Origin of the sequence: Enterobacter cloacae complex sp. P40C2, from assembly GCF_014930695.1 — a bacterium.
Taxonomy (GTDB): Bacteria; Pseudomonadota; Gammaproteobacteria; order Enterobacterales; family Enterobacteriaceae; genus Enterobacter; species Enterobacter pasteurii.
In genome coordinates, this window is the sequence record NZ_JADBRP010000021.1 from 1 (window position 1) to 26,133 (window position 26,133).

Sequence of the window (26,133 nt, forward strand, 5' to 3'; positions counted from 1 at the left end):
GATGGACGACGGTCTGCGTTTCGCAATCCGTGAAGGCGGCCGTACCGTTGGCGCGGGCGTTGTTGCTAAAGTTCTGGGCTAATTAATTATCCCTGAAATAAAAAGGACGCTTCGGCGTCCTTTTTTTTGTGCCCTTTTTCTTGTCACAGCATGTCGCATTTTTTGTCTCCTCCCGCGCCGCATACAGGCGTATGTGCTATTGTAATCATAAGCATTCTCACTTACACTTTGCGCATATTTTGAACGGGAGTCTTTATGTACGTTTGTTTATGTAATGGTGTAAGCGACAAAAAAATTCGTCAGGCCGTTCGCCAGTTTCAGCCACAGTCTTTTCAGCAGCTTCGCAAGTTCGTTCCGGTGGGAAATCAATGCGGTAAATGCGTGCGCGCGGCGCGTGAGATTATGCAGGACGAATTGATGCAGATCCCGGAATTCAAAGAGATCGCGTAAGCTACCATCTTTTTTTTGACATCCCTGTAGCCCGTTCTACGCTTCAATGAGTGGAAGCGGAGGGACTATATAATGAAAGGTGATGTTAAAATCATAAGTTATCTCAATAAATTATTGGGAAATGAGCTTGTCGCAATCAACCAGTATTTTCTCCATGCAAGAATGTTCAAAAACTGGGGACTGACTCGCCTCAACGATGTTGAATACCATGAGTCCATTGATGAGATGAAACACGCCGATAAATACATCGAGCGTATTCTCTTCCTTGAAGGCATTCCTAACCTGCAGGATCTCGGAAAGCTTGGCATCGGAGAAGATGTCGAAGAGATGCTGCGTTCTGATCTCCGGCTTGAACTGGAAGGCGCGAAAGATCTGCGTGAAGCTATCGCCTATGCGGACAGCGTCCATGACTATGTCAGCCGCGACATGATGATCCAGATCCTGGCCGATGAAGAAGGTCACATCGACTGGCTTGAAACAGAACTGGATCTCATCAGCAAAATTGGCCTACAGAACTATCTTCAGTCTCAGATCAAAGTGGAAAATTAATCAGGTTTTCCCAACCGACGCATATACCCGCTGCCGCCAGAAATGGCCCAAAAGGCAGCGGGTTTTTTAATGTCTGCTTGTCAGGGGTAAGCAACGAGAGACACAGAAAGGAAAGTAGCGCTAACAGTGCAGCTACCAATGCCAGCATCGGCAGTACGCACCAGCCATGCCATGCGCCGAGCGCCGCCAGATATTTAATATCGCCGTAGCCCATCCCTTCACGCCGGCAGAGTAGCCGATAGCCCCAATAGACAGCGGCAAACCCGGCATATCCCGCCATCGCACCCACCACAGCACTCGGCAGAAAATCAGGGTGGAGACAGAGCTGATAGAGCAAGCCCGCCCAAAGCAGCGGGCAGAGAAATTTATCAGGAAGAAGCCCGGTGCGAATGTCTGCACGTATAAGGACAGCCGTCAGTGAAAAATAGATCAGCAGAAAGGGGAGGGTCATAACCATGGAAAAGGCCTCAAAAGGGTTTGCACGCATACTCGCCATAATCTGCATGTCCGACAATTTACAAAAACCGCAATTGCGTAGCGGCTTCCGATAAAGCCTTGAGAAGGGATCGATTACATAAAAAAGTGCGTGACCTTACGCATCGTGCGTCTTTAGCGCTTAATTTCTAAACGGCACTTGCGTCTTGTCCAGATTTACGTATAATGCGCGGGCTTGTCGTAATTGACGGCGGGTTCAATCTGAACCAGAGTAGCTCACTTTGTTACTCAACAATGCTCCCAATTGGGGAGCTACGTAAGAACGGTTACACTCTCCCATCAATCGTAATGGGTTTGAGGAGTAATCATTTTCGTTTATAAAATAATTGGAGCTCTGGTCTCATGCAGAACCAAAGAATCCGTATCCGCCTTAAAGCGTTTGATCATCGTCTGATCGATCAATCAACCGCGGAAATCGTCGAGACTGCTAAGCGCACTGGTGCGCAAGTCCGTGGTCCGATCCCGCTGCCGACCCGCAAAGAGCGCTTTACCGTTCTGATCTCTCCGCACGTTAACAAAGATGCGCGTGATCAGTACGAAATCCGCACTCACAAGCGTCTGGTTGACATCGTTGAGCCAACTGAGAAAACCGTTGATGCTCTGATGCGTCTGGATCTGGCTGCCGGTGTAGACGTGCAGATCAGCCTGGGTTAATCAGGTCATCGAGCGATTGAGAGGTTGAAACAATGATTGGTTTAGTCGGTAAAAAAGTGGGTATGACCCGCATCTTCACTGAAGATGGCGTTTCTATCCCAGTAACCGTAATCGAAGTTGAAGCAAACCGCGTTACTCAGGTTAAAGATCTGGCTAACGATGGCTACCGCGCTATTCAGGTTACCACTGGTGCTAAAAAAGCTAACCGTGTAACCAAACCAGAAGCGGGTCACTTCGCTAAAGCTGGCGTTGAAGCTGGCCGTGGTCTGTGGGAATTCCGTCTTGCTGAAGGCGAAGAGTTCACCGTAGGTCAGGACATTAGCGTTGAGCTGTTTGCTGACGTTAAAAAAGTTGACGTAACCGGTACCTCTAAAGGTAAAGGTTTTGCTGGTACCGTTAAGCGCTGGAACTTCCGTACCCAGGACGCTACCCACGGTAACTCCTTGTCTCACCGTGTTCCGGGTTCTATCGGTCAGAACCAGACTCCGGGCAAAGTGTTCAAAGGCAAGAAAATGGCAGGTCAGCTGGGTAACGAACGTGTAACCGTTCAGAGCCTGGACGTAGTACGTGTTGACGCTGAGCGCAACCTGCTGCTGGTTAAAGGTGCGGTCCCGGGTGCAACCGGTAGCGACCTGATCGTTAAACCAGCTGTGAAGGCGTAAGGGGATAGCAATGGAATTAGTATTGAAAGACGCGCAGAGCGCGCTGACTGTTTCCGAAACTACCTTCGGTCGTGATTTCAACGAAGCGCTGGTTCACCAGGTTGTTGTTGCTTATGCAGCTGGTGCTCGTCAGGGTACTCGTGCTCAGAAGACTCGTGCTGAAGTAACTGGTTCTGGCAAAAAGCCATGGCGCCAGAAAGGTACCGGCCGTGCGCGTTCAGGTTCTATCAAGAGCCCGATCTGGCGTTCAGGTGGCGTGACCTTCGCTGCGCGTCCACAGGACCACAGTCAAAAAGTTAACAAAAAGATGTACCGCGGCGCGCTGAAAAGCATTCTGTCCGAACTGGTACGTCAGGATCGTCTGATCGTTGTCGAGAAGTTCTCTGTTGAAGCGCCTAAAACTAAGCTGCTGGCACAGAAACTGAAAGACATGGCTCTGGAAGATGTGCTGATCATCACCGGTGAGCTGGACGAGAACCTGTTCCTGGCCGCGCGTAACCTGCACAAGGTTGACGTACGCGACGCGACTGGTATCGACCCGGTTAGCCTGATCGCCTTCGACAAAGTCGTAATGACTGCTGATGCTGTTAAGCAAGTTGAGGAGATGCTGGCATGATTCGTGAAGAACGTCTGCTGAAGGTGCTGCGCGCACCGCACGTTTCTGAAAAAGCGTCTACTGCGATGGAAAAAACAAACACCATCGTTCTCAAAGTTGCTAAAGACGCGACCAAAGCAGAGATCAAAGCTGCTGTGCAGAAACTGTTTGAAGTCGAAGTCGAAGTCGTTAACACCCTGGTAGTTAAAGGGAAAGTTAAACGTCACGGACAGCGTATCGGTCGTCGTAGCGACTGGAAAAAAGCTTACGTCACCCTGAAAGAAGGCCAGAACCTGGACTTCGTTGGCGGCGCTGAGTAAGTCGGAGGAGTAATACAATGGCAGTTGTTAAATGTAAACCGACATCTCCGGGTCGTCGCCACGTAGTTAAAGTGGTTAACCCTGAGCTGCACAAGGGCAAACCTTTTGCTCCGTTGCTGGAAAAAAACAGCAAATCCGGTGGTCGTAACAACAATGGCCGTATCACCACTCGTCACATCGGTGGTGGCCACAAGCAGGCTTATCGTATTGTTGACTTCAAACGCAACAAAGACGGTATCCCAGCAGTTGTTGAGCGTCTTGAGTACGATCCGAACCGTTCCGCGAACATCGCGCTGGTTCTGTACAAAGATGGCGAACGCCGTTACATCCTGGCCCCTAAAGGCCTGAAAGCTGGCGACCAGATTCAGTCTGGCGTTGATGCTGCAATCAAAGCAGGCAACACCCTGCCGATGCGCAATATCCCGGTTGGTTCTACCGTTCATAACGTAGAAATGAAACCAGGTAAAGGCGGTCAGCTGGCGCGTTCCGCTGGTACTTACGTTCAGATCGTTGCGCGTGATGGTGCTTATGTCACCCTGCGTCTGCGTTCTGGTGAAATGCGTAAAGTCGAAGCAGACTGCCGCGCTACTCTGGGCGAAGTTGGCAATGCTGAGCATATGCTGCGCGTTCTGGGTAAAGCTGGTGCTGCACGCTGGCGTGGTGTTCGTCCTACCGTTCGCGGTACTGCGATGAACCCAGTCGATCACCCACATGGTGGTGGTGAAGGTCGTAACTTTGGTAAGCACCCGGTAACTCCGTGGGGCGTTCAGACCAAAGGTAAGAAGACCCGCAGCAACAAGCGTACTGATAAATTTATCGTACGTCGCCGTAGCAAATAATTTTAGAGGATAAGCCATGCCACGTTCTCTCAAGAAAGGTCCTTTTATTGACCTGCACTTGCTGAAGAAGGTAGAGAAAGCGGTGGAAAGCGGAGACAAGAAGCCCCTGCGCACTTGGTCCCGTCGTTCAACGATCTTTCCTAACATGATCGGTTTGACCATCGCTGTCCATAATGGTCGTCAGCACGTTCCAGTCTTTGTTACCGACGAAATGGTTGGTCACAAACTGGGTGAATTCGCACCGACTCGTACTTATCGCGGCCACGCTGCTGATAAAAAAGCGAAGAAGAAATAAGGTAGGAGGAAGAGATGGAAACTTTAGCTCAACATCGCCATGCTCGTTCTTCTGCACAGAAGGTTCGCCTTGTTGCTGACCTGATTCGCGGTAAGAAAGTGTCGCAGGCCCTGGACATCCTGACCTATACCAACAAGAAAGCTGCGGTATTGGTCAAGAAAGTACTGGAATCTGCCATTGCTAACGCTGAACACAACGATGGCGCTGACATCGACGATCTGAAAGTCGCGAAAATTTTCGTAGATGAAGGCCCAAGCATGAAGCGCATTATGCCGCGTGCGAAAGGTCGTGCAGATCGCATCCTGAAGCGCACCAGCCACATTACTGTGGTTGTGTCCGATCGCTGAGACTCTGGAGACTAGCAATGGGTCAGAAAGTACATCCTAATGGTATTCGCCTGGGTATTGTAAAACCATGGAACTCTACCTGGTTTGCGAACACCAAAGAATTCGCTGACAACCTGGACAGCGATTTTAAAGTACGTCAGTACCTGACTAAGGAACTGGCTAAAGCGTCTGTATCTCGTATCGTTATCGAGCGTCCAGCTAAGAGCATCCGTGTGACTATTCACACTGCTCGCCCTGGCATCGTTATCGGTAAGAAAGGCGAAGACGTAGAAAAACTGCGCAAGGTCGTAGCGGATATCGCTGGCGTTCCTGCACAGATCAATATCGCTGAAGTTCGTAAGCCTGAACTGGACGCTAAATTGGTTGCTGACAGCATCACTTCTCAGCTGGAACGTCGTGTTATGTTCCGTCGTGCTATGAAGCGTGCTGTACAGAACGCAATGCGTCTGGGCGCTAAAGGTATCAAAGTTGAAGTTAGCGGCCGTCTGGGCGGCGCGGAAATCGCACGTACCGAATGGTACCGCGAAGGTCGCGTACCGCTGCACACTCTGCGTGCTGACATCGACTACAACACCTCTGAAGCGCACACCACTTACGGTGTAATCGGCGTTAAGGTATGGATCTTCAAAGGTGAGATCCTGGGTGGTATGGCTGCTGTTGAACAACCGGAAAAACCGGCTGCTCAACCTAAAAAGCAGCAGCGTAAAGGCCGTAAATAAGGAGCGTCGCTGATGTTACAACCAAAGCGTACAAAATTCCGTAAAGTGCACAAAGGCCGCAACCGTGGTCTGGCGCAGGGTACGGATGTTAGCTTCGGCACTTTCGGTCTGAAAGCTGTTGGCCGTGGTCGTCTGACTGCACGTCAGATCGAAGCAGCACGTCGTGCAATGACCCGTGCAGTTAAGCGTCAAGGTAAGATCTGGATCCGTGTATTCCCGGACAAACCGATCACCGAGAAGCCACTGGAAGTTCGTATGGGTAAAGGTAAAGGTAACGTGGAGTACTGGGTTGCCTTGATCCAACCGGGCAAAGTCCTTTATGAAATGGACGGTGTTCCGGAAGAGCTGGCCCGTGAAGCCTTCGGCCTGGCAGCAGCGAAACTGCCTATCAAAACCACCTTTGTAACTAAGACGGTGATGTAATGAAAGCAAAAGAGCTGCGTGAAAAAAGCGTTGAAGAGCTGAACGCTGAGCTGCTGAACCTGCTGCGTGAGCAGTTCAACCTGCGTATGCAGGCTGCAAGTGGCCAGCTGCAACAGACTCACCTGCTGAAGCAAGTGCGTCGCAATGTTGCGCGCGTTAAGACTTTACTGACTCAGAAGGCGGGTGCGTAATGACCGATAAAATCCGTACTCTGCAAGGTCGTGTTGTTAGCGATAAAATGGAGAAATCCATTGTTGTAGCTATCGAACGTTTTGTGAAACACCCGATCTACGGTAAATTCATCAAGCGTACGACCAAACTGCACGTACATGACGAGAACAACGAATGTGGTATCGGCGACAAGGTTGAAATCCGTGAATGCCGTCCACTGTCCAAGACTAAGTCCTGGACGCTGGTTCGCGTTGTAGAGAAAGCGGTTCTGTAATAGAGTACGCATTCTCAATACGAATAAACGGCTCAGCGATGAGCCGTTTATTTTTTCTACCCATATTGCAGAAGCGGTGTTATAATGCCGCGCCCTCGATATGGGGCTTTTTAACGGCTCTGATTTTAGAGTCTCAGGTAGTAGTTGACATTAGCGGAGCACTAAAATGATCCAAGAACAGACTATGCTGAACGTCGCCGACAACTCCGGTGCACGTCGCGTAATGTGTATCAAGGTTCTGGGTGGCTCGCACCGTCGCTACGCAGGCGTAGGCGACATCATCAAGATCACCATCAAGGAAGCAATTCCACGTGGTAAGGTCAAAAAAGGTGATGTGCTGAAGGCGGTAGTGGTGCGCACCAAGAAGGGTGTTCGTCGCCCTGACGGTTCTGTCATTCGCTTCGATGGTAATGCATGCGTTATTTTAAACAATAACAGCGAGCAGCCTATCGGCACGCGTATCTTTGGGCCGGTAACTCGTGAACTTCGTACTGAGAAGTTCATGAAAATTATCTCTCTGGCACCAGAAGTACTCTAAGGAGCGAATCATGGCAGCGAAAATCCGTCGTGATGACGAAGTTATCGTGTTAACCGGTAAAGATAAAGGTAAACGCGGTAAAGTAAAAAATGTTCTGTCTTCCGGCAAACTCGTCGTTGAAGGTATCAACCTGGTTAAGAAACATCAGAAGCCGGTTCCGGCCCTGAACCAACCAGGCGGCATCGTTGAAAAAGAAGCTGCTATTCAGGTTTCTAACGTTGCAATCTTCAATGCGGCTACCGGTAAGGCTGACCGTGTAGGCTTTAGATTCGAAGACGGTAAAAAAGTCCGTTTCTTCAAGTCTAACAGCGAAACTATCAAGTAATTTGGAGTAGTACGATGGCGAAACTGCATGATTACTACAAAGACGAAGTAGTTAACAAACTCATGACTGAGTTTAACTACAATTCTGTCATGCAAGTCCCTCGGGTCGAGAAGATCACCCTGAACATGGGTGTTGGTGAAGCGATCGCTGACAAGAAACTGCTGGATAACGCAGCAGCTGACCTGACAGCAATCTCCGGTCAAAAACCGCTGATCACCAAAGCACGCAAATCTGTTGCAGGCTTCAAAATCCGTCAGGGCTATCCGATCGGCTGTAAAGTAACTCTGCGTGGCGAACGCATGTGGGAGTTCCTTGAGCGCCTGATCACTATTGCTGTTCCACGTATCCGTGACTTCCGTGGCTTGTCCGCTAAGTCTTTCGACGGTCGTGGTAACTACAGCATGGGTGTCCGTGAGCAGATCATCTTCCCAGAAATCGACTACGATAAAGTCGACCGCGTGCGTGGTTTGGATATTACCATTACCACTACTGCGAAATCTGATGAAGAAGGCCGTGCTCTGCTGGCTGCCTTTGACTTCCCGTTCCGCAAGTAAGGTAGGGTTACTGAATGGCTAAGCAATCAATGAAAGCACGCGAAGTAAAGCGCGTAGCTTTAGCTGATAAATTCTTCGCTAAACGCGCTGAACTGAAAGCGATCATTTCTGATGTGAACGCTTCCGACGAAGATCGTTGGAATGCGGTTCTCAAGCTGCAGTCTCTGCCGCGTGATTCCAGCCCGTCTCGTCAGCGTAACCGCTGTCGTCAAACAGGTCGTCCACATGGTTATGTGGGCAAGTTTGGGTTGAGCCGTATCAAACTGCGTGAAGCCGCCATGCGCGGTGAAGTACCAGGCTTGAAAAAGGCTAGCTGGTAATTACCAATTGAATCACGGGAGTAAAGACAGATGAGCATGCAAGATCCGATCGCGGATATGCTGACCCGTATCCGTAACGGTCAGGCCGCGAACAAAGTTGCGGTCACCATGCCTTCCGCCAAGCTGAAAGTGGCAATTGCCAACGTGCTGAAGGAAGAAGGTTTTATCGAAGATTTTAAAGTTGAAGGCGACACCAAGCCGGAACTGGAACTTACTCTCAAGTATTTCCAGGGTAAAGCTGTTGTAGAAAGCATTCAGCGTGTCAGCCGCCCAGGCCTGCGCATCTATAAGAAAAAAGATGAGCTGCCAAAAGTTATGGCTGGTCTTGGTATCGCAGTTGTTTCTACCTCTAAAGGTGTTATGACTGATCGTGCAGCGCGCCAGGCTGGTCTTGGTGGCGAAATTATCTGCTACGTAGCCTAATCGGAGGAAAGAATGTCTCGTGTTGCTAAAGCACCGGTCGTTATTCCTGCCGGCGTTGATGTAAAAATCGACGGTCAGGTTATTACGATCAAAGGTAAAAACGGCGAGCTGACTCGTACCCTCAACAAAGCTGTTGAAGTTAAACATGCAGATAACGCTCTGACCTTCGGTCCACGTGATGGTTTCGTGGATGGATGGGCTCAGGCTGGTACCGCGCGTGCCCTGCTGAACTCAATGGTTGTTGGTGTTACCGAAGGCTTCACTAAAAAGCTTCAGCTGGTTGGTGTAGGTTATCGTGCAGCTATCAAAGGGAATGCAGTAGGCCTGTCTCTGGGCTTCTCACACCCTGTTGAGCATCCGCTGCCGGCCGGTATCACTGCAGAATGTCCGACTCAAACTGAAATCGTGCTGAAAGGCGCTGATAAGCAGCTGATCGGTCAGGTTGCAGCAGATCTGCGCGCCTACCGTCGTCCTGAGCCTTACAAAGGCAAGGGTGTTCGTTACGCCGACGAAGTCGTGCGTACCAAAGAGGCTAAGAAGAAGTAAGGTAACACTATGGATAAGAAATCTGCTCGTATCCGTCGTGCGACCCGCGCACGCCGCAAGCTCAAAGAGCTGGGTGCAACTCGCCTGGTGGTACATCGTACCCCGCGTCATATTTACGCACAGGTAATTGCACCGAACGGTTCTGAAGTTCTGGTAGCTGCTTCTACTGTAGAAAAAGCTATCTCAGAACAATTGAAGTATACCGGTAACAAAGACGCCGCTGCAGCTGTAGGTAAAGCTGTTGCTGAACGCGCTCTGGAAAAAGGCATCAGCAATGTTTCCTTTGACCGTTCCGGGTTCCAATATCATGGTCGTGTCCAGGCACTGGCAGATGCTGCCCGTGAAGCTGGCCTTCAGTTCTAAGGTAGAGGTGTAAGATGGCTCACATCGAAAAACAGGCTGGCGAACTGCAGGAAAAGCTGATCGCGGTAAACCGCGTATCTAAAACCGTTAAAGGTGGTCGTATTTTCTCCTTCACAGCTCTGACTGTAGTTGGCGATGGTAACGGTCGCGTTGGTTTTGGTTACGGTAAAGCGCGTGAAGTTCCAGCAGCGATCCAGAAAGCGATGGAAAAAGCCCGTCGCAATATGATTAACGTCGCGCTGAACAACGGTACCCTGCAGCACCCAGTTAAGGGTGTTCACACGGGTTCTCGTGTATTCATGCAGCCAGCTTCCGAAGGTACCGGTATCATCGCCGGTGGTGCAATGCGCGCCGTTCTGGAAGTTGCTGGAGTTCATAACGTTCTGGCTAAAGCATATGGTTCCACCAACCCGATCAACGTGGTTCGTGCAACTATTGATGGCCTGGAAAATATGAATTCTCCAGAAATGGTCGCTGCCAAGCGTGGTAAATCCGTTGAAGAAATTCTGGGGTAATTGACCATGGCAAAGACTATTAAAATCACTCAAACCCGCAGTGCAATCGGTCGTCTGCCGAAACACAAGGCAACGCTGCTTGGCCTGGGTCTGCGTCGTATTGGTCATACCGTTGAGCGCGAGGATACTCCTGCTGTTCGTGGTATGGTCAACGCGGTTTACTTCATGGTTAAAGTTGAGGAGTAAGAGATGCGTTTAAATACTCTGTCTCCGGCCGAAGGCTCTAAAAAGGCGGGTAAACGCCTGGGTCGTGGTATCGGTTCTGGCCTCGGCAAAACCGGTGGTCGTGGTCACAAAGGTCAGAACTCTCGTTCTGGCGGTGGCGTACGTCGCGGTTTCGAGGGTGGCCAGATGCCACTGTACCGTCGTCTGCCGAAGTTCGGCTTCACCTCTCGCAAAGCAGCGATCACAGCGGAAATCCGTCTGTCTGACCTGGCGAAAGTTGAAGGCGGCGTTGTAGACCTGAACACGCTGAAAGCAGCAAACATTATCGGTATCCAGATCGAGTTCGCGAAAGTGATCCTGGCTGGTGAAGTTTCTACTCCGGTAACTGTTCGTGGCCTGCGTGTTACTAAAGGTGCTCGTGCTGCTATCGAAGCTGCTGGCGGTAAAATTGAGGAATAAGTAGCAGATGGCTAAGCAACCGGGATTAGATTTTCAAAGTGCCAAAGGTGGATTTGGCGAGCTGAAACGCAGACTGCTGTTTGTAATCGGCGCGCTGATTGTGTTCCGTATTGGCTCTTTTATTCCGATCCCTGGTATTGATGCCGCTGTACTTGCCAAACTGCTTGAGCAACAGCGAGGCACCATCATTGAAATGTTTAACATGTTCTCTGGTGGTGCTCTCAGCCGTGCTTCTATCTTCGCATTGGGTATCATGCCGTACATTTCGGCATCGATTATTATCCAGTTGCTGACGGTCGTTCATCCGGCCCTCGCAGAACTGAAGAAAGAAGGGGAGTCTGGACGTCGTAAGATTAGCCAGTACACCCGTTACGGCACTCTGGTGCTGGCAATATTCCAGTCGATCGGTATTGCTACCGGTTTACCGAATATGCCTGGTATGCAGGGCCTGGTGTTAAACCCAGGCTTTGCATTCTACTTCACCGCTGTTGTAAGTCTGGTCACAGGGACTATGTTCCTGATGTGGCTCGGCGAACAGATTACTGAGCGTGGTATCGGTAACGGTATCTCAATCATTATCTTCGCCGGTATCGTTGCGGGTCTCCCGCCGGCCATCGCCCATACTATCGAGCAAGCGCGTCAAGGCGACCTGCACTTCCTCCTGTTGCTGTTGGTTGCAGTATTAGTATTTGCAGTGACGTTCTTTGTTGTCTTCGTTGAACGTGGTCAACGCCGCATCGTGGTGAACTACGCTAAGCGTCAGCAAGGTCGTCGTGTCTATGCTGCACAGAGCACACATTTACCGCTGAAAGTGAATATGGCGGGGGTTATCCCGGCTATCTTCGCTTCCAGTATTATTCTGTTCCCGGCAACCATCGCGTCATGGTTCGGGGGCGGTACTGGTTGGAACTGGCTGACAACAATTTCGCTGTATTTGCAGCCTGGGCAACCACTTTATGTGTTACTCTATGCGTCTGCGATCATCTTCTTCTGTTTCTTCTACACGGCGTTGGTCTTCAACCCGCGTGAAACAGCAGATAACCTGAAGAAGTCCGGTGCATTTGTACCAGGAATTCGTCCGGGAGAGCAAACGGCGAAGTATATCGATAAAGTAATGACTCGCCTGACTTTGGTTGGTGCGCTTTATATTACTTTTATCTGCCTGATCCCGGAGTTCATGCGTGATGCAATGAAAGTACCGTTCTACTTCGGTGGGACCTCACTGCTTATCGTTGTGGTCGTGATTATGGACTTTATGGCTCAAGTGCAAACTCTGATGATGTCCAGTCAGTATGAGTCTGCATTGAAGAAGGCGAACCTGAAAGGCTACGGCCGCTAACTGGTCGCCTGAGAAGTTACGGAGAGTAAAAATGAAAGTTCGTGCTTCCGTCAAGAAATTATGCCGTAACTGCAAAATCGTTAAGCGTGATGGTGTCATCCGTGTGATTTGCAGTGCCGAGCCGAAGCATAAACAGCGCCAAGGCTGATTATTTCGCATATTTTTCTTGCAAAGTTGGGTTGAGCTGGCTAGATTAGCCAGCCAATCTTTTGTATGTCTGTACGTTTCCATTTGAGTATCCTGAAAACGGGCTTTTCAGCATGGTGCGTACATATTAAATAGTAGGAGTGCATAGTGGCCCGTATAGCAGGCATTAACATTCCTGATCAGAAACATGCTGTGATCGCATTAACTTCGATCTACGGCGTCGGCAAGACCCGTTCCAAAGCCATTCTGGCTGCAGCGGGTATCGCTGAAGATGTTAAGATCAGTGAGCTGTCTGAAGAACAAATCGACACGCTGCGTGACGAAGTTGCCAAATTTGTCGTTGAAGGTGATCTGCGCCGTGAAATCAGCATGAGCATCAAGCGCCTGATGGATCTTGGTTGCTATCGCGGTTTGCGTCATCGTCGTGGTCTGCCAGTGCGCGGTCAGCGTACTAAGACCAACGCACGTACCCGTAAGGGTCCGCGCAAACCGATCAAGAAATAATCGGGGTGATTGAATAATGGCAAAGGCACCAGTTCGTGCACGTAAACGTGTAAGAAAACAAGTCTCTGACGGCGTGGCTCATATCCATGCTTCTTTCAACAACACCATCGTTACTATTACTGATCGTCAGGGTAACGCATTGGGTTGGGCAACAGCCGGTGGTTCCGGTTTCCGTGGTTCTCGCAAATCCACTCCGTTCGCAGCTCAGGTTGCAGCAGAGCGTTGCGCTGAAGCCGTAAAAGAATACGGCATCAAGAATCTGGAAGTTATGGTTAAAGGTCCGGGTCCGGGTCGTGAATCTACTGTTCGCGCTCTGAACGCCGCTGGTTTCCGCATCACTAATATTACTGATGTGACTCCGATCCCTCATAACGGTTGTCGTCCGCCGAAAAAACGTCGCGTATAACGCTCGTTTTTTAGGTTAGTTGGAGATAGAAAATGGCAAGATATTTGGGTCCTAAGCTCAAGCTGAGCCGTCGTGAGGGCACCGACTTATTCCTTAAGTCTGGCGTTCGCGCGATCGATACCAAGTGTAAAATTGAACAAGCTCCTGGCCAGCACGGTGCGCGTAAACCGCGTCTGTCTGACTATGGTGTGCAGTTGCGTGAAAAGCAAAAAGTTCGCCGTATCTACGGTGTGCTGGAGCGTCAGTTCCGTAACTACTATAAAGAAGCAGCACGTCTGAAAGGCAACACAGGTGAAAACCTGCTGGCTCTGCTGGAAGGTCGTCTGGACAACGTTGTATACCGTATGGGCTTCGGCGCGACTCGTGCTGAATCACGCCAGCTGGTTAGCCATAAAGCAATCATGGTAAACGGTCGTGTTGTTAACATCGCTTCTTATCAGGTTAAAGCGAATGACGTTGTTAGCATTCGTGAGAAAGCGAAAAAGCAATCTCGCGTGAAAGCCGCTCTGGAGCTGGCTGAGCAGCGTGAAAAGCCAACCTGGCTGGAAGTTGATGCTGGCAAGATGGAAGGTACGTTCAAGCGTCAGCCAGAACGTTCTGATCTGTCTGCGGACATTAACGAACACCTGATCGTCGAGCTTTACTCCAAGTAAAGCTTAGTACCAAAGAGAGGACACAATGCAGGGTTCTGTGACAGAGTTTCTAAAACCGCGCCTGGTAGATATCGAGCAAGTGAGTTCGACGCACGCCAAGGTGACCCTTGAGCCTTTAGAGCGTGGCTTTGGCCATACTCTGGGTAACGCACTGCGCCGTATTCTGCTCTCATCGATGCCGGGTTGCGCGGTGACCGAGGTTGAGATTGATGGTGTACTTCATGAGTACAGCACCAAAGAAGGCGTTCAGGAAGATATCCTTGAAATCCTGCTCAACCTGAAAGGGCTGGCGGTGAGAGTTCAGGGTAAAGATGAAGTTATTCTTACTCTGAATAAATCTGGCATTGGCCCTGTGACTGCAGCCGACATCACCCACGACGGTGATGTTGAAATCGTCAAGCCGCAGCACGTGATCTGCCACCTGACCGATGAGAACGCAGCTATTAGCATGCGTATCAAAGTTCAGCGCGGTCGTGGTTATGTGCCGGCTTCTGCCCGAATTCATTCGGAAGAAGATGAGCGCCCAATCGGCCGTCTGCTGGTCGACGCATGCTACAGCCCTGTAGAGCGTATTGCCTACAATGTTGAAGCAGCGCGTGTAGAACAGCGTACCGACCTGGACAAGCTGGTCATCGAAATGGAAACCAATGGCACAATCGATCCTGAAGAGGCGATTCGTCGTGCGGCAACCATCCTGGCAGAACAACTGGAAGCTTTCGTTGACTTACGTGATGTACGTCAGCCGGAAGTGAAAGAAGAGAAACCAGAATTCGATCCGATCCTGCTGCGCCCTGTTGACGATCTCGAATTGACTGTCCGCTCTGCTAACTGCCTCAAGGCAGAAGCTATCCACTATATCGGTGATCTGGTACAGCGTACCGAGGTTGAGTTGCTGAAAACGCCGAACCTGGGTAAAAAATCTCTTACTGAGATTAAAGACGTGCTGGCTTCACGTGGTTTGTCTCTGGGCATGCGCCTGGAAAACTGGCCACCAGCAAGCATTGCTGACGAGTAACCGGATCACAGGTTAAGGTTTTACTGAGAAGGATAAGGTCATGCGCCATCGTAAGAGTGGTCGTCAACTGAACCGCAACAGCAGCCATCGCCAGGCTATGTTCCGCAACATGGCAGGTTCACTGGTTCGTCATGAAATCATCAAGACGACCCTGCCTAAAGCGAAAGAGCTGCGTCGCGTAGTTGAGCCGCTGATTACTCTTGCCAAGACTGACAGCGTTGCTAATCGTCGTCTGGCATTCGCCCGTACTCGTGATAACGAGATCGTGGCAAAACTGTTTAACGAACTGGGCCCGCGTTTCGCGAGCCGTGCCGGTGGTTACACTCGCATTCTGAAGTGTGGCTTCCGTGCAGGCGACAACGCGCCGATGGCTTACATCGAGCTGGTTGATCGTTCAGAGAAAGCAGAAGCTGCTGCAGAGTAATCTGCAGTAACGTAAAAAAACCCGCTCCGGCGGGTTTTTTTATATCTGTCGAATACCCACTTATCTACAATACCTGTATCAATTTTGTTCATCCCCTGGAGCACATAATGTGGTTGCTTGATCAGTGGGCAGAACGCCATATTCGCGATGCCCAACACAAAGGCGAATTCGATAATCTCCCAGGCTGTGGGGAGCCCTTAGTACTGGATGATGATTCGCACATTGCGCCCGAATTACGGGCCGGTTATCGCTTGCTGAAGAATGCCGGCTGCTTACCGCCTGAACTTCAGCAACGTAATGAAGCGGTTGAGCTTTCAGATTTGCTTAAAGGCATTCATAAGAACGACCCACGATATGCAGAACTCAGCCGCCGGCTGGCGCTCATTGAGCTAAAGCTTCGCCAGGCGGGCATGAATACTGACTTCTTACACGGTGAGTATAGTGAAAGATTGATGCAGAAGATGAATGAGGAGTGATGATGTACCGCATAGGTGAACTCGCGAAACTCGCTAACGTAACGCCGGATACCATCCGCTATTACGAGAAGCAGCAGATGATTGACCATGAGATCAGAACAGAAGGTGGGTTTCGCCTTTATACGGATCACGATCTCCAGCGCCTTCGTTTTATTCGCTATGCGCGTCAGCTCGGCTTCACGCTGGAATCGATCCGCGAGCTGCTGTCGATCCGTATCGATCCTGAACATCATACCTGTCAGGAATCCAAAAGCATCGTTCAGGCACGTCTGGAAGAAGTTGAAGCTCGTATTCAGGAATTGCAGACTATGCAGCGTTCTCTGCAAAGGTTAAATGATGCGTGCTGCGGCACCGCTCACAGCAGCGTTTATTGCTCTATACTGGAAGCGCTTGAACAGGGCGCCAGTAGTGAAACTCAGGGTTGTTGATTTTTTATCAGCCAGGGTCTAGACTCCCGCCGTCATTAACTTGCTCAGGAGAAATTATGAGCCGCTATCAGCACACTAAGGGACAAATTAAGGATAACGCCATAGAGGCACTGCTTCACGACCCGCTCTTCAGACAGCGTGTTGAAAAGAATAAAAAAGGAAAAGGAAGTTATCTGCGTAAGGGAAAACATGCACAACGGGGTAACTGGGAGGCCAGTGGCAAGCAAGCGAATCGCTTTTTTACCACTGGCCTTCCTGTTTCGGTCTTCTGATTAAACGCGGTTGTTCTGCTCTTTTAACAGATCGCGAATTTCAGTCAGCAAGACTTCTTCTTTAGATGGTGCTGGCGGAGCAGCAGCCGGTTCTTCTTTTTTACGGTTGAGTCTGTTGATGAGTTTGATGGCCATGAAAATGGCAAACGCTACGATAACGAAATCAAATACGTTCTGAATGAATACGCCATAGTGCATTACAACCGCAGGGATGTCGCCCTGTGCTTCCCGAAGCGTGAAGGCAAATTGTTTAAAATCAATACCTCCAATCAACAGTCCCAGCGGCGGCATAATAATATCTGCTACTAAGGATGAAACGATCTTACCGAACGCTGCACCAATAATGACACCCACTGCCAAATCCACCACATTCCCGCGCATCGCAAATTCGCGAAATTCTTTAATAAAACTCATTATGTTCTCCTTGTGCCAGCTGACGCCTATAAGTTTAACAAATGATTAGCCAAATGCCATTGGGGATAATAATCGCCACGAAAAATAAAAGGCATGGGAATTAAAAGGTTAATAAAAGGGTGCTCTCGTACGAGCACCCGATTCATTACAGGAAGAATGGGCTTGGCTGGAATAAACGCTCGACGTCGGTAATAAACTTTTTATCCGTAAGGAACATAATAACGTGATCGCCCTGTTCAATACGTAAATTATCATTGGCGATCATGACATCATTACCGCGGACTACGGCACCAATAATAGTGCCTGGCGGCAGTTTAATTTCGTCGATAGCGCGACCAACGACCCGCGACGTCGTTTCATCCCCGTGGGCGACGGCTTCAATGGCCTCCGCTACGCCGCGGCGAAGTGACGAAACGCCAACAATATCTGCTTTACGAACATGGCTTAGCAGGGCGGAGATGGTGGCCTGCTGCGGTGATATGGCAATATCAATCACGCTTCCCTGTACCAGGTCGACATAAGCCTTACGCTGGATAAGCACCATCACTTTTTTTGCCCCCATGCGTTTAGCGAGCATCGCGGACATAATATTCGCTTCGTCGTCGTTGGTGACGGCAATAAAAAGATCGACCTGATCGATATGCTCCTCGGCCAGCAGTTCCTGATCCGAGGCATCGCCATAAAACACGATCGTATTTTGAAGCTTTTCAGCCAGCTCCGCCGCACGCTGCTGATCTCGCTCGATCAGCTTCACGCTGTAGTCTTTTTCCAGCCGTCTCGCCAGGCCTGCGCCAATGTTACCGCCGCCTACCAGCATAATACGCTTATACGGTTTTTCGAGACGCTGTAGTTCACTCATCACTGCGCGGATGTGCTGGGAAGCTGCAATAAAGAAGACCTCATCGCCGGCTTCAACAATGGTGGAACCCTGCGGACGAATGGGTCGGTCGTGACGGAATATGGCCGCAACGCGCGTATCGATATGGGGCATATGCTCGCGCATGGTGGACAGGGCATTACCAATCAGCGGGCCGCCATAATATGCCTTCACGACCGCCAGGCTCACTTTCCCTTCAGCAAAGTTCACCACCTGCAGTGCACCCGGGTATTCAATCAGACGATAAATGCTGTCGATAACCAGCTGTTCTGGCGCAATAAGATGATCGATAGGTACCGCTTCTGAGTTAAACAGCTTTTCCGCATCGCGGACATAGTCCGGGGAGCGAATACGAGCGATACGGTTCGGAGTGTTGAAAAGGGAGTAGGCCACCTGACACGCAACCATATTGGTTTCATCAGAACTGGTTACTGCTACCAGCATATCGGCATCGTCCGCACCCGCTTCGCGAAGGACGCGCGGATGGGAACCGTGCCCTTGCACAACGCGAAGGTCAAACTTGTCCTGCAAAACGCGCAGCCGATCGCCGTTGGTATCCACAATGGTGATATCGTTGTTTTCACCAACGAGGTTTTCGGCCAGCGTTCCACCAACCTGACCCGCGCCCAGAATGATAATTTTCATCTTTCGTGACCTGTTCTCAACATCACTCTTTGATTAGCTTAGCGTAAAAGAAGCCATCACCCTCTTCTGCACCCGGCAGGTTTTGCAGGCCCGGACGTTCAGGCGTGCCCGTATCGTGCAGGGCAGCGTCAGGGGTACGTTTCAGGAAGGCTGCAATTTGCTGGCTGTTCTCCTCGGGGAGTACAGAGCAGGTTGCATACACCAGCGTTCCGCCGGGTTTGAGATGTGGCCAGATGGCATCCAGGATATCGGATTGCAGCTGTGCCAGTTCGTTAATATCGCCATCGCGACGCAGCCACTTGATATCCGGATGACGACGGATGACGCCGGTTGCAGAGCAGGGGGCGTCCAGCAAAATGCGATCGAACCGGGTTTCACCACACCACTCTGCGGGTTTGCGCCCATCGCCTTGCTTAACCTGCGCCTTCATCCCCAGACGCTTAAGGTTGTCGTAGACGCGTGAAAGGCGCTGCTCATCAACGTCCACGGCCATTACGCTGGCCTGTGGCGCCACTTCGAGGATATGCGTTGTTTTACCGCCTGGCGCAGCGCACAGGTCGAGGATCTGTTCTCCATCCTTCGGTTCAAGCCAGGTCATGCAGCCCTGTGCGGAAGCGTCCTGTACCGTTACCCAGCCCTCTTCAAAACCGGGTAAAGCATGTACTGGCGCGGGAGAGGCTAAACGTACAGCATCAGGATAAGCATCGTGCGTGAAGCCGCTCATTCCTGCTTCCTCCAGCAGGGCCAGCCACGCGTCGCGAGTATGATGGTTACGATTGACGCGCAACCACATCGGCGGACGTTGATTATTGGCTTCAGCAATCTCTTGCCACTTCTGCGGATAGGCCTTTTTAAGGCGTTTGAGCAGCCATTCCGGATGCAGGAAACGCGCTTCACTTTGGGCAAACTCTGCCAGCAGTTCGTCCTGCTGACGCTGGAACTGACGCAGCACGCCGTTGATCAGTCCTTTGAGCTGGGGACTCTTAATCGCAACGGCGCCTTCCACTGTCTCAGCCAGCGCAGCATGAGGTGGAATGCGGGTGTGAAGAAGCTGGTAGAAACCGACCATGATTAAATAATGTACGGTACGTTGCTTGCCGCTCATCGGGCGTGACATCAGCTTATTGATTAACCACTCAAGCTGAGAGAGGGTGCGCAAAACGCCAAAGCAAAGCTCCTGAAGCAGGGCTTTGTCTTTATCGGAGACTTTCTGTTGCAGTGGCGGCAGAACATTACTCAATGACTGGCCCTGCTCGATAACCTGCTCAACGGCCTGAGCCGCCATAGTGCGTAGATTTTGTCTTTTCATAACCGTAAAAATAAAAATGCCCGGAAACACCGGGCCTTAAGAAGAAAGTTGTTCAGGCAAGGCGATTGCCAGGAATAAACCATTCACGACGAGAGTTTAAGAGATCCTGAGCGCTCATTGCCTTTTTACCGGCCGGCTGTAGCGATTCCAGATTCAAAATCCCTTCCGCGGTTGCAACCTGAATACCGTTCTTGCTGGCATCGATAATCGTACCGGGTTCAGCCGTCGTATTGCCGCTTATCACTGAAGCCTTCCAGATTTTTACCGGCTGCTCATCAATCACCATCCAGCTCATCGGCCATGGATTGAAGGCGCGGATGCAGCGTTCAAGCTGGGCCGCTGACAAGGACCAGTCGATCCGGGCTTCTTCTTTACTCAGCTTTTCAGCATAGGTCACCAGCGCGTCGTCCTGAACTTCAGGCTTAGCCGTATTGTCAGCAAGCTGCTGTAACGTCTCAATCAGCCCCTGCGGGCCGAGTTCCGCCAGCTTGTCATACAGCGTGGCGCTGGTATCTTCGGTAGTAATTGGACACGCCAGTTTAAGCAGCATGTCGCCAGTGTCTAAACCTACGTCCATCTTCATAATGGTGACGCCAGTTTCAGCATCACCCGCCCACAGAGAGCGTTGAATTGGCGCCGCGCCGCGCCAGCGCGGTAGCAGGGAACCATGGACGTTAATGCAGCCCAGGCGCGGCATATCAAGTACCGCTTTTGGCAGAATGAGGCCGTAAGCCACAACCACCATCACATCTGCATTCAGGTCAGCCACCAGCTGCTGGTTTTCCTGAGGACGTAATGAGGCTGGCTGAAACACCGGTAATCCATGCGCCTCTGCCAGGGCTTTTACCGGTCCTGGCATCAGCTTCTTACCGCGGCCAGCCGGACGGTCTGGTTGCGTAAATACGCCAACTATCTGGTGTCCAGACGATAACAGCGCGTCAAGATGACGCGCTGCAAAATCAGGGGTACCCGCGAAGATTATACGTAGTGATGTAGACACGTTATTCCTTGTATCCGGGGGGACGTCATGCGCGAGAGCGCAAACGGTCCAGTTTCTCTACTTTCTGACGAATGCGCTGTTGCTTCAGTGGCGAGAGGTAATCGATAAACAGCTTACCGACCAGGTGGTCCATCTCATGCTGAATGCAAATCGCCAGCAGATCGTCGGCTTCCAGTTCAAAGGGGTTGCCGTCGCGGTCCAGTGCGCGGATTTTCACTTTTTCGGCACGCGGCACTAAAGCGCGCTGTTCAGGAATAGACAGGCAGCCTTCCTCAATGCCCGTTTCGCCGCTTTTTTCGAGCAGCTCAGGGTTGATCAGCACCAGACGCTCATCGCGGTTTTCAGAAACGTCGATCACGATAATACGCTTGTGAATGTCTACCTGGGTCGCCGCAAGGCCAATGCCTTCTTCAGCGTACATGGTATCGAACATATCATCGACGATACGCTGAATTTCTGCATTCACTTCTTTAACCGGTTCCGCGACGATGCGAAGGCGCTCGTCAGGAATATGTAACACTTGCAAAACTGCCATAAATTTCCAGAGTCGTGTTCAGGAGTTGATAAGAATATTACTTCTATTCTAGACAAATCCCCGGTCGATTGACAGCATCAGTGACCAATCGCAAAGATTGCTGAGGCTGCTTATGGCAGGGAAAAGGATGACGCCCACAGAGATATGGTTAAGGCTTATAAACATCGGATCGTTATGTGGTGATGCGATGCTGGAAACCGCCCAGCGGCTGCTTCGCCAGACGTGTGTTGATGCCGACGCTGTCAGAGACGCAGGGCTGTCGGCCAAACAGGCCGGAAAGTTTTTTTCATTTAGTGAGGGTGAACTTGAACGTAGCCTGAAATGGCTGGACCAGGCGGAGAATCACCTGCTGACGGCTGATGATCCTCGCTTTCCGCCTTTGTTGCGAACTATCCCCGACTTTCCGGGGGCGCTATTTGTGCGAGGCAGCGTCGATGCGCTCAATAGCGTGCAGCTTGCAGTTGTGGGTAGCCGTGCGCCCTCGTGGTACGGCGAGCGGTGGGGGAAAATTCTCAGTGAACAACTCGCTCAATGTGGATTTACCATCACCAGCGGCCTGGCTTGCGGCATCGATGGCGTGGCGCATCACGCGGCGCTGTCGGCAAAAGGGCGAAGTATTGCCGTGCTGGGGAATGGTCTGTTCAGTCTCTACCCGCATCGTCATCAAATGCTGGCTGAGCAACTTATTGCCGCAGAGGGGGCAATCGTCTCTGAATTTTCGCTCTCAACCTCTCCCTGGCCGGGCAATTTTCCCCGGCGTAACCGGATCATCAGTGGGTTAAGCCTGGGCGTGCTGGTGGTAGAGGCTGCAATTCGCAGCGGATCGCTGGTTACCGCAAGGTGCGCGCTGGAGCAGGGGCGTGAGGTCTTTGCGTTACCCGGCCCGATTGGCAACCCCGGCTGCGAAGGCCCGCACTGGCTGATAAAGCAGGGGGCGACGCTGGTTACCTGTAAAGAGGATATCCTGGAAAATTTGCAGTACGGATTGCATTGGCTGCAGGATGAACCTCAAAAGCGACATATTTCATCAGATCAGGAGGCAGTAGCATTGCCATTTCCCAAGCTCCTGGCTAACGTAGGAGATGAGGTAACACCTGTTGACGTTGTCGCTGAACGTGCCGGCCAACCTGTGCCAGTAACGGTAGCACAGCTACTCGAACTGGAGTTAGCAGGGTGGATCGCAGCTGTACCCGGCGGCTATGTCCGATTAAGGAGGGCATGCCATGTTCGACGTACTGATGTATTTGTTTGAGACTTACATCCACAACGAAGCAGAAATGCACGTGGATCAGGACAAATTAACACGGGATCTGACCGACGCAGGTTTTGAGCGGGAAGATATTTATAATGCGTTGATGTGGCTGGATAAGCTGGCTGATTATCAGGACGGCCTCGCCGAACCGATGCAGCTTGCTTCTGACCCATTGTCTGTGCGCATCTATACAGCTGAAGAGTGTGAAAGGCTGGATGCCAGCTGCCGGGGATTTATTTTATTCCTTGAGCAGATTCAGGTGCTAAACCTCGAAACGAGAGAAATGGTGATAGAGCGCGTTATGGCGCTGGATACAGCAGAATTTGAACTGGAAGATCTGAAATGGGTGATCCTGATGGTTCTGTTCAACATTCCAGGCTGTGAAAACGCCTATCAGCAAATGGAAGAATTACTCTTTGAAGTGAATGAAGGTATGCTGCATTAATTCAATGTGCAGCAACAAGAGTTGTTATGGCCAAATCAGCACTCTTCACGGTGCATAAAAACGAGCCCTGCCCACAGTGTGGGGCTGAACTTGTTATTCGGTCCGGGAAACACGGTCCGTTTCTCGGTTGTTCACACTATCCGGAATGTGATTATGTTCGTCCCCTGAAAAGCCAGGCGGACGGACATATTGTTAAAATTCTGGAGGGGCAACTCTGTCCGCTCTGTGGAGGGGAACTTGCGCTGCGGCAGGGACGTTTCGGGATGTTTATCGGATGCAGTCGTTACCCGGAATGTGAACATACGGAACAAATTGATAAGCCAGATGAGACGGCAATTGCCTGCCCTCAGTGCCAGCGTGGGCAACTGGTGCAGCGCCGCTCCCGTTATGGTAAGACCTTCCATTCATGCGATCGCTATCCTGAATGCCAGTTCGTTATCAATTTCAAACCAGTAGCGGGTGTCTGCGCTCATTGCGATTATCCGTTACTTATAGAGAAGAAAACGGCGCAAGGCATGAAACGCTTTTGCGCCAGTAAACAATGTGGAAAGCCGGTTTCGGCGGATCAAATCAGTGAATAATAACCTGCCATCAGGCTCCATCGCGCAGGCGGTGGAAGTTCTGAAAAAAGAAGAAGTCATCGCCTATCCAACAGAAGCCGTTTTTGGGGTCGGGTGCGATCCTGACAGCGAAGTCGCCGTAAGCCGGTTGCTGGCACTTAAACAGCGGCCTGTGGAAAAAGGATTGATTTTGATCGCTGCGAATTACGAGCAGCTTAAGCCTTATATTGATGATTCCATGCTGACGCCTGCACAGCGGGAAACCATTTTCTCTGCGTGGCCTGGTCCCGTGACGTTTGTTTTTCCTGCGCAACCGACTACGCCGCGCTGGTTAACGGGCCGTTTCGATTCGCTCGCGGTGCGTGTAACCGACCATCCGCTGGTGGTGGAGTTATGTCAGGCGTTTGGCAAACCGTTGGTTTCAACCAGCGCCAACCTGACCGGTCTTCCTCCTTGCCGTACTACGGAAGACGTTCTGGCGCAGTTCGGGAATGATTTCCCGGTCGCCGTGGGTGAAACCGGTGGTCGTCTTAACCCGTCGGAAATTCGCGACGCCTTAACCGGCGAACGTTTTCGCCAGGGGTAATATGATGGAAACCTATGCTGTTTTTGGTAATCCGATTGCACACAGCAAGTCGCCTCTGATTCATCAGCTGTTCGCCGGGCAGTTGCAGATAGATCATCCGTATGGCAGGGTCCTTGCGCCCGTTGATGCATTTATACCGACGCTGAACGCTTTTTTTGATGCTGGCGGTAAAGGTGCGAACGTTACGGTGCCTTTTAAAGAAGAGGCTTTCGGGCGTGCGGATGAACTGACCGAGCGGGCGTCGCTCGCAGGCGCCGTCAATACGCTTAAGCGGCTTGAAGATGGTCGCCTTCTGGGTGATAACACCGATGGCATAGGTTTACTTAGCGATCTGCAAAGATTGTCGTTTATCAAACCAGGCTTTCGGATCCTGCTGATCGGCGCGGGGGGAGCGTCGCGCGGTGTATTGCTTCCTCTCCTTTCACTGGGCTGCGCGGTAACAATAACCAACCGTACCTTCTCCAGAGCAGAAGCGCTGGCGACATTGTTCGAACATACGGGCAGCGTAACCGCGGTAGCGCTGGATGATCTCGCGGGGCACGAATTCGATTTGGTCATCAATGCCACTTCCAGCGGCATAAATGGAGAGATCCCGGCAATTCCCGCGAGCCTGATACATTCCCATATCTACGCCTATGACATGTTTTATCAATCAGGAAAGACGCCTTTTCTGACCTGGTGTGAGCAACAGGGTGCAAAACATCTGGCTGATGGCCTCGGTATGCTGGTGGGGCAGGCGGCACATGCGGTGCTGCTGTGGCACGGCGTGTTGCCAGCCGTAGAACCGGTTATCGAAAAGCTGAAACAGGAACTGACAGCGTGAATCAGGCGATTCATTTTCCCGACAGAGAAATCTGGGATGAGAGCAGGCAAGCGGTCTGCTTCCCGGTGCTGGTGCATGGAATGCAGCTGACCTGTGCAATTAAAAGGGACGCGCTGCTCCAGCGCTTTGATGGTTCAGATCCGTTGGCGGTGTTTTGCGAAAATCGCTGGGATCTTGAAGAGGAAGCCAGCGATTTAATCCGCGATGGGCAGGAAGACGATCAGGGCTGGGTCTGGTTATCCTGATCCAGATAGTCATTCTTCCATTTTACGTAATTGTTCGCTGAATATTTCAAACCTTCGATTTCCGCCTCTTTTAAGGGGCGGATCTGTTTTACCGGGCTGCCTAAATAGAGATAGCCACTTTCCAGGCGTTTGTTTTGCGGAACAAGGCTTCCAGCACCAATCATGACGTCATCTTCTACCGTCACGCCATCCAGCAAAATCGATCCCATCCCAACGAGAACTCTGTTACCGATCGTGCAGCCGTGGAGCATCACTTTATGGCCGACGGTGACGTCTTCCCCGATGATGAGCGGATTGCCTTCCGGGTTGTAGGACGATTTATGCGTGACGTGCAGTACGCTGCCGTCCTGAATATTGGTGCGTGCACCGATAGCTACATAGTTAACATCGCCGCGGATCGCCACGAGCGGCCAAATGCTGACATCATCGGCCATGCGAACATCACCAATGACCACGCTGCTGGCATCGATCATCACGCGATCGCCTTTCTGTGGGAACAGATCTTTATAGGGACGTAATACTGAAGACATATCTACCTCGATACAGATGAACGCTATAAAGAAGACTTTGATCGTATTCGGGGATCGAGGCAAGGCAAAATGCGTCAATTTTTAAGCGGATCGGGCGGGATTTCAGCGAAAAGCACGGAAAATCATCAGTTGGAAAAAAAGATCTAAAAAGTACTTGTGCTAAAAACTGGGATCCCTATAATGCGCCTCCATCGACACGGCGGATGTGAATCACTTCACAAACAACCCGGTCGGTTGAAGAGAAAAA

At 51.1% G+C, this 26,133-nt stretch carries 47 protein-coding genes; 40 read left to right on the forward strand and 7 right to left on the reverse strand.

The genetic code is table 11. The features are described from left to right. From IM304_RS21790 to bfr, 3 genes are all read left to right on the forward strand, one after another. A partial coding sequence (locus tag IM304_RS21790) for a hypothetical protein (RefSeq protein WP_000340867.1) occupies positions 1–82 on the forward strand: 82 nt, incomplete at its 5' end. 173 nt (positions 83–255) lie between these two features. Beyond that, positions 256–450 (forward strand): bacterioferritin-associated ferredoxin, encoded by a 195-nt coding sequence (gene bfd, locus IM304_RS21795; protein WP_003863268.1) that lies wholly within the window; start codon positions 256–258, stop codon positions 448–450. A 72-nt stretch (positions 451–522) separates the two neighbouring features. Further along, complete coding sequence (gene bfr / locus IM304_RS21800) at positions 523–999, forward strand: bacterioferritin (RefSeq protein ID WP_028014636.1); 477 nt, start codon at positions 523–525, stop codon at positions 997–999. On the opposite strand, the gene IM304_RS21805 is transcribed toward bfr, so the two are convergent. Next, a complete protein-coding gene (locus IM304_RS21805; protein WP_193356726.1) occupies positions 983–1,456 on the reverse strand; it encodes an A24 family peptidase in 474 nt (157 codons plus the stop codon). The genes bfr and IM304_RS21805 overlap by 17 nt on opposite strands. Positions 1,457–1,836: 380 nt before the next feature. Here IM304_RS21805 and rpsJ point away from each other — a divergent pair, with 380 nt between their 5' ends. From rpsJ to IM304_RS21960, 31 genes are all read left to right on the forward strand, one after another. Beyond that, a complete protein-coding gene (rpsJ, locus tag IM304_RS21810; RefSeq protein ID WP_001181005.1) occupies positions 1,837–2,148 on the forward strand; it encodes a 30S ribosomal protein S10 in 312 nt (103 codons plus the stop codon). Between the two features lie 32 nt (positions 2,149–2,180). Beyond that, positions 2,181–2,810, forward strand: coding sequence for a 50S ribosomal protein L3 (gene rplC / locus IM304_RS21815; RefSeq protein ID WP_003863274.1), 630 nt, complete (start codon positions 2,181–2,183; stop codon positions 2,808–2,810). 10 nt (positions 2,811–2,820) lie between these two features. Beyond that, positions 2,821–3,426 (forward strand): 50S ribosomal protein L4, encoded by a 606-nt coding sequence (gene rplD / locus IM304_RS21820; protein ID WP_000424395.1) that lies wholly within the window; start codon positions 2,821–2,823, stop codon positions 3,424–3,426. Further along, entirely contained in the window at positions 3,423–3,725 is a 303-nt protein-coding gene (gene rplW / locus IM304_RS21825; RefSeq protein WP_000617546.1) for a 50S ribosomal protein L23, read from the forward strand. Before rplD ends, rplW begins: the two co-directional genes overlap by 4 nt. A gap of 17 nt (positions 3,726–3,742) precedes the next feature. Next, a complete protein-coding gene (gene rplB, locus IM304_RS21830; protein ID WP_000301859.1) occupies positions 3,743–4,564 on the forward strand; it encodes a 50S ribosomal protein L2 in 822 nt (273 codons plus the stop codon). Between the two features lie 16 nt (positions 4,565–4,580). Next, positions 4,581–4,859 carry a 30S ribosomal protein S19 gene (rpsS, locus tag IM304_RS21835; RefSeq protein ID WP_001138117.1) on the forward strand — a complete coding sequence of 93 codons (279 nt, stop codon included), beginning with the start codon at positions 4,581–4,583 and terminating at the stop codon, positions 4,857–4,859. Between the two features lie 14 nt (positions 4,860–4,873). Further along, complete coding sequence (gene rplV, locus IM304_RS21840) at positions 4,874–5,206, forward strand: 50S ribosomal protein L22 (RefSeq protein WP_002919773.1); 333 nt, start codon at positions 4,874–4,876, stop codon at positions 5,204–5,206. A 17-nt stretch (positions 5,207–5,223) separates the two neighbouring features. Next, complete coding sequence (gene rpsC / locus IM304_RS21845) at positions 5,224–5,925, forward strand: 30S ribosomal protein S3 (RefSeq protein ID WP_000529945.1); 702 nt, start codon at positions 5,224–5,226, stop codon at positions 5,923–5,925. A 12-nt stretch (positions 5,926–5,937) separates the two neighbouring features. After that, the gene (rplP, locus tag IM304_RS21850; protein WP_002919759.1) at positions 5,938–6,348 is read left to right on the forward strand and encodes a 50S ribosomal protein L16; all 411 of its coding nucleotides are present in this window, start codon (positions 5,938–5,940) and stop codon (positions 6,346–6,348) included. Next, a complete protein-coding gene (rpmC, locus tag IM304_RS21855) occupies positions 6,348–6,539 on the forward strand; it encodes a 50S ribosomal protein L29 (RefSeq protein ID WP_003863282.1) in 192 nt (63 codons plus the stop codon). Before rplP ends, rpmC begins: the two co-directional genes overlap by 1 nt. Continuing rightward, complete coding sequence (rpsQ, locus tag IM304_RS21860; RefSeq protein WP_002438707.1) at positions 6,539–6,793, forward strand: 30S ribosomal protein S17; 255 nt, start codon at positions 6,539–6,541, stop codon at positions 6,791–6,793. The genes rpmC and rpsQ overlap by 1 nt, the downstream gene beginning before the upstream one ends. 166 nt (positions 6,794–6,959) lie before the next feature. Then, positions 6,960–7,331 (forward strand): 50S ribosomal protein L14, encoded by a 372-nt coding sequence (rplN, locus tag IM304_RS21865; protein ID WP_002919748.1) that lies wholly within the window; start codon positions 6,960–6,962, stop codon positions 7,329–7,331. A gap of 10 nt (positions 7,332–7,341) precedes the next feature. After that, entirely contained in the window at positions 7,342–7,656 is a 315-nt protein-coding gene (gene rplX, locus IM304_RS21870; protein WP_003863287.1) for a 50S ribosomal protein L24, read from the forward strand. A 14-nt stretch (positions 7,657–7,670) separates the two neighbouring features. Further along, complete coding sequence (gene rplE / locus IM304_RS21875; protein WP_003863290.1) at positions 7,671–8,210, forward strand: 50S ribosomal protein L5; 540 nt, start codon at positions 7,671–7,673, stop codon at positions 8,208–8,210. Positions 8,211–8,224: 14 nt separating this feature from the next. After that, complete coding sequence (gene rpsN, locus IM304_RS21880) at positions 8,225–8,530, forward strand: 30S ribosomal protein S14 (protein ID WP_003863291.1); 306 nt, start codon at positions 8,225–8,227, stop codon at positions 8,528–8,530. Between the two features lie 30 nt (positions 8,531–8,560). Next, positions 8,561–8,953: a 30S ribosomal protein S8 gene (rpsH, locus tag IM304_RS21885; RefSeq protein WP_006178918.1), complete on the forward strand. Its 393-nt coding sequence runs from the start codon at positions 8,561–8,563 to the stop codon at positions 8,951–8,953. Between the two features lie 12 nt (positions 8,954–8,965). Next, complete coding sequence (gene rplF / locus IM304_RS21890; RefSeq protein WP_003863296.1) at positions 8,966–9,499, forward strand: 50S ribosomal protein L6; 534 nt, start codon at positions 8,966–8,968, stop codon at positions 9,497–9,499. Positions 9,500–9,508: 9 nt separating this feature from the next. Then, the gene (rplR, locus tag IM304_RS21895) at positions 9,509–9,862 is read left to right on the forward strand and encodes a 50S ribosomal protein L18 (protein WP_003863297.1); all 354 of its coding nucleotides are present in this window, start codon (positions 9,509–9,511) and stop codon (positions 9,860–9,862) included. Positions 9,863–9,876: 14 nt separating this feature from the next. Further along, a complete protein-coding gene (rpsE, locus tag IM304_RS21900) occupies positions 9,877–10,377 on the forward strand; it encodes a 30S ribosomal protein S5 (RefSeq protein WP_003863299.1) in 501 nt (166 codons plus the stop codon). 6 nt (positions 10,378–10,383) lie between these two features. After that, complete coding sequence (gene rpmD / locus IM304_RS21905) at positions 10,384–10,563, forward strand: 50S ribosomal protein L30 (RefSeq protein WP_003863301.1); 180 nt, start codon at positions 10,384–10,386, stop codon at positions 10,561–10,563. A gap of 3 nt (positions 10,564–10,566) precedes the next feature. After that, a complete protein-coding gene (rplO, locus tag IM304_RS21910) occupies positions 10,567–11,001 on the forward strand; it encodes a 50S ribosomal protein L15 (RefSeq protein WP_003863304.1) in 435 nt (144 codons plus the stop codon). Between the two features lie 7 nt (positions 11,002–11,008). Then, positions 11,009–12,340, forward strand: a complete 1,332-nt coding sequence (gene secY, locus IM304_RS21915) for a preprotein translocase subunit SecY (RefSeq protein ID WP_003863305.1) — start codon at positions 11,009–11,011, stop codon at positions 12,338–12,340. 31 nt (positions 12,341–12,371) lie between these two features. Next, positions 12,372–12,488 carry a 50S ribosomal protein L36 gene (gene rpmJ, locus IM304_RS21920; protein WP_000868187.1) on the forward strand — a complete coding sequence of 39 codons (117 nt, stop codon included), beginning with the start codon at positions 12,372–12,374 and terminating at the stop codon, positions 12,486–12,488. A 146-nt stretch (positions 12,489–12,634) separates the two neighbouring features. Then, the gene (rpsM, locus tag IM304_RS21925) at positions 12,635–12,991 is read left to right on the forward strand and encodes a 30S ribosomal protein S13 (protein WP_003863308.1); all 357 of its coding nucleotides are present in this window, start codon (positions 12,635–12,637) and stop codon (positions 12,989–12,991) included. A gap of 16 nt (positions 12,992–13,007) precedes the next feature. Continuing rightward, a complete protein-coding gene (gene rpsK, locus IM304_RS21930; protein WP_003863312.1) occupies positions 13,008–13,397 on the forward strand; it encodes a 30S ribosomal protein S11 in 390 nt (129 codons plus the stop codon). A 32-nt stretch (positions 13,398–13,429) separates the two neighbouring features. Next, a complete protein-coding gene (gene rpsD, locus IM304_RS21935; protein WP_003863314.1) occupies positions 13,430–14,050 on the forward strand; it encodes a 30S ribosomal protein S4 in 621 nt (206 codons plus the stop codon). Positions 14,051–14,075: 25 nt separating this feature from the next. Continuing rightward, complete coding sequence (gene rpoA / locus IM304_RS21940) at positions 14,076–15,065, forward strand: DNA-directed RNA polymerase subunit alpha (protein WP_002919219.1); 990 nt, start codon at positions 14,076–14,078, stop codon at positions 15,063–15,065. A gap of 40 nt (positions 15,066–15,105) precedes the next feature. Beyond that, complete coding sequence (gene rplQ, locus IM304_RS21945; RefSeq protein ID WP_001216368.1) at positions 15,106–15,489, forward strand: 50S ribosomal protein L17; 384 nt, start codon at positions 15,106–15,108, stop codon at positions 15,487–15,489. 107 nt (positions 15,490–15,596) lie between these two features. Next, positions 15,597–15,965, forward strand: a complete 369-nt coding sequence (locus IM304_RS21950) for a DUF1992 domain-containing protein (RefSeq protein ID WP_148422741.1) — start codon at positions 15,597–15,599, stop codon at positions 15,963–15,965. A 2-nt stretch (positions 15,966–15,967) separates the two neighbouring features. Further along, positions 15,968–16,393 carry a Zn(2+)-responsive transcriptional regulator gene (gene zntR / locus IM304_RS21955; protein WP_193361505.1) on the forward strand — a complete coding sequence of 142 codons (426 nt, stop codon included), beginning with the start codon at positions 15,968–15,970 and terminating at the stop codon, positions 16,391–16,393. A 56-nt stretch (positions 16,394–16,449) separates the two neighbouring features. Then, a complete protein-coding gene (locus tag IM304_RS21960) occupies positions 16,450–16,665 on the forward strand; it encodes an alternative ribosome-rescue factor A (protein ID WP_148422740.1) in 216 nt (71 codons plus the stop codon). On the opposite strand, the gene mscL is transcribed toward IM304_RS21960, so the two are convergent. The 5 genes from mscL to def all read right to left on the reverse strand — a co-directional run bounded on the left by mscL (position 16,666) and on the right by def (position 21,445). Further along, positions 16,666–17,079, reverse strand: a complete 414-nt coding sequence (gene mscL, locus IM304_RS21965; RefSeq protein WP_148422739.1) for a large-conductance mechanosensitive channel protein MscL — start codon at positions 17,077–17,079, stop codon at positions 16,666–16,668. 145 nt (positions 17,080–17,224) lie between these two features. Then, a complete protein-coding gene (gene trkA / locus IM304_RS21970) occupies positions 17,225–18,601 on the reverse strand; it encodes a Trk system potassium transporter TrkA (RefSeq protein WP_148422738.1) in 1,377 nt (458 codons plus the stop codon). Between the two features lie 22 nt (positions 18,602–18,623). Next, on the reverse strand, positions 18,624–19,910 hold the full coding sequence (gene rsmB, locus IM304_RS21975) for a 16S rRNA (cytosine(967)-C(5))-methyltransferase RsmB (protein ID WP_193356735.1): 1,287 nt from the start codon (positions 19,908–19,910) through the stop codon (positions 18,624–18,626). Positions 19,911–19,962: 52 nt separating this feature from the next. After that, the gene (gene fmt / locus IM304_RS21980) at positions 19,963–20,910 is read right to left on the reverse strand and encodes a methionyl-tRNA formyltransferase (protein WP_193356736.1); all 948 of its coding nucleotides are present in this window, start codon (positions 20,908–20,910) and stop codon (positions 19,963–19,965) included. A 25-nt stretch (positions 20,911–20,935) separates the two neighbouring features. Beyond that, positions 20,936–21,445: a peptide deformylase gene (def, locus tag IM304_RS21985; RefSeq protein WP_006812188.1), complete on the reverse strand. Its 510-nt coding sequence runs from the start codon at positions 21,443–21,445 to the stop codon at positions 20,936–20,938. Positions 21,446–21,572: 127 nt separating this feature from the next. On the opposite strand from def, the gene dprA reads away from it, so the two are divergent. Genes dprA through IM304_RS22015 form a run of 6 tightly spaced genes read left to right on the forward strand, consistent with a single transcriptional unit; the run spans position 21,573 to position 25,356 of the window. Then, a complete protein-coding gene (dprA, locus tag IM304_RS21990) occupies positions 21,573–22,697 on the forward strand; it encodes a DNA-protecting protein DprA (protein ID WP_193356737.1) in 1,125 nt (374 codons plus the stop codon). Continuing rightward, on the forward strand, positions 22,669–23,142 hold the full coding sequence (smg, locus tag IM304_RS21995) for a DUF494 family protein Smg (protein WP_148422734.1): 474 nt from the start codon (positions 22,669–22,671) through the stop codon (positions 23,140–23,142). The genes dprA and smg overlap by 29 nt, the downstream gene beginning before the upstream one ends. A gap of 26 nt (positions 23,143–23,168) precedes the next feature. After that, positions 23,169–23,723 carry a type I DNA topoisomerase gene (locus IM304_RS22000; protein WP_193356738.1) on the forward strand — a complete coding sequence of 185 codons (555 nt, stop codon included), beginning with the start codon at positions 23,169–23,171 and terminating at the stop codon, positions 23,721–23,723. Further along, a complete protein-coding gene (gene tsaC, locus IM304_RS22005; protein WP_148422732.1) occupies positions 23,716–24,288 on the forward strand; it encodes an L-threonylcarbamoyladenylate synthase type 1 TsaC in 573 nt (190 codons plus the stop codon). The genes IM304_RS22000 and tsaC overlap by 8 nt, the downstream gene beginning before the upstream one ends. A 4-nt stretch (positions 24,289–24,292) precedes the next feature. Further along, on the forward strand, positions 24,293–25,111 hold the full coding sequence (gene aroE / locus IM304_RS22010) for a shikimate dehydrogenase (RefSeq protein WP_193356740.1): 819 nt from the start codon (positions 24,293–24,295) through the stop codon (positions 25,109–25,111). Then, complete coding sequence (locus IM304_RS22015; protein WP_193356739.1) at positions 25,108–25,356, forward strand: DUF1488 domain-containing protein; 249 nt, start codon at positions 25,108–25,110, stop codon at positions 25,354–25,356. Before aroE ends, IM304_RS22015 begins: the two co-directional genes overlap by 4 nt. Here the strand turns inward: IM304_RS22015 and IM304_RS22020 are convergent. Then, positions 25,332–25,886: a gamma carbonic anhydrase family protein gene (locus IM304_RS22020; RefSeq protein ID WP_176609351.1), complete on the reverse strand. Its 555-nt coding sequence runs from the start codon at positions 25,884–25,886 to the stop codon at positions 25,332–25,334. The two genes, IM304_RS22015 and IM304_RS22020, sit on opposite strands and share 25 nt — an antisense overlap. Between the last annotated feature and the right edge of the window lie 247 nt (positions 25,887–26,133).